The sequence below is a fragment of the Chloroflexus sp. MS-G genome, assembly GCF_000735195.1.
GTDB lineage: Bacteria > Chloroflexota > Chloroflexia > Chloroflexales > Chloroflexaceae > Chloroflexus.
The window spans coordinates 1-1,271 of sequence record NZ_JPIM01000240.1; the positions used below are offsets into that span (position 1 = coordinate 1).

Sequence of the window (1,271 nt, forward strand, 5' to 3'; positions counted from 1 at the left end):
GATACATAAGGGTACATCACTGTTTTGTTGTTTGTCGTATAGTATTGTACCATAATCGTTATCAGTGGCGATCTGAAAATATTGTCATCGCCGCGCCGGAGCTTTTCAGCGTGCTTAGCTTCGGGTTATCTTTGATAACCGAACAATGCCACAGGAGAGCGACACCGACAAACTACCCACATGCGCTACCAATGAATCCTGCAGTCATCTGAGTGTGCGACGGGAAAGTTCGGCTGGCGCATCATCCCCTGTCGTGCGCTGACGGGTATGTTTGGCGCACCGATAAGGGGGCTGGCTGCAAGCTACTGTCGGAACAGGAAACTTCCGATTCCATCAATACTGCTGCATCCGTTTCATCTGCCTCTCCCAAACCGTTGAGAACCGCTACCCTTGCTTCAGCGGTGATTCGCCATTTGAAGAAAGTGCCCGGAGTAAGGTGAAGGATGCCAGGCGCACTCTGCTCGTGAACATTGGTGTACGTGCAGTGTGCGAAAAAGCTGATATAATAAATGTGTACACATCACATAGTTGCGATGAAGCGGGGGTGTTCTGCTGGCTCAGAGGGCAGAAAGCCCTCGCTTCGGTTGTTTTTGATTGCATCGGTACAAAGGAGTTATATGGCAGCTCAATCCATCATCGTCTACGGAACAAGTTGGTGTCCCGATTGTCGGCGTGCGCAGCGTGTACTCGATCAGCACGGTGTGCAATATACCTACATCAACATTGAAAACGATCCGGCGGCAACTGAATTCGTGATCAAAGTGAATAAAGGTTACCGGAGCGTACCGACAATCGTCTTCCCCGACGGTTCGATCCTGGTCGAGCCATCGAATGCGGTGTTGCAGGCCCGGTTGCAGCAACAGGCATCATAGACATTTGCCTGCCAATCAGGGTTAAGTAGAGGGGCGCCGTTAACAGGCGCCCCTCCTGTTTGCCCAACGAACAACATCTGTGGTATCGTGACCGTGATAACATAAGGAGGTTCATACGAAGATGTCTCGTTTTATCTGGTTGTCGATTTTCTTGTTCACTGCCTGTAGTGCGCCGACGGCGGTATCACCTACTGCCACTCCAACGGCGTTACCAACTGCTGCGCCCACCTCAACACCGATGACCGCCGATCATGCCCCGGTGGTGAATCAATATTTCCCCGACGTCCCGCGTGGTCGTACTGCCGAGGGCTATCATTATCTTGGCAATCCTGATGCCCCGGTGACGATGGTGACTTACTCTGACTTCCTCTGTACCTCATGTGCGATCCATACCCTCGA

Annotated in this window: 2 protein-coding genes; both read left to right on the forward strand. The window is 51.8% G+C overall.

Going from position 1 to position 1,271, the window contains the following annotated elements; all coding sequences use genetic code 11:
* Window positions 1–617 precede the first annotated feature (617 nt).
* Window positions 618–872, forward strand: coding sequence for a mycoredoxin (locus JE47_RS0120160; RefSeq protein WP_031461456.1), 255 nt, complete (start codon window positions 618–620; stop codon window positions 870–872).
* A gap of 121 nt (window positions 873–993) precedes the next feature.
* Window positions 994–1,271: thioredoxin domain-containing protein (locus tag JE47_RS0120165; protein ID WP_031461457.1), on the forward strand; the 278-nt coding region annotated here is incomplete at its 3' end.

Coding starts and splice junctions, on each gene's coding strand:
- JE47_RS0120160 (WP_031461456.1), top strand. CDS start 618: ATGGCAGCTCAATCCATCATCGTCTACGGAACAAGTTGGTGTCCCGAT.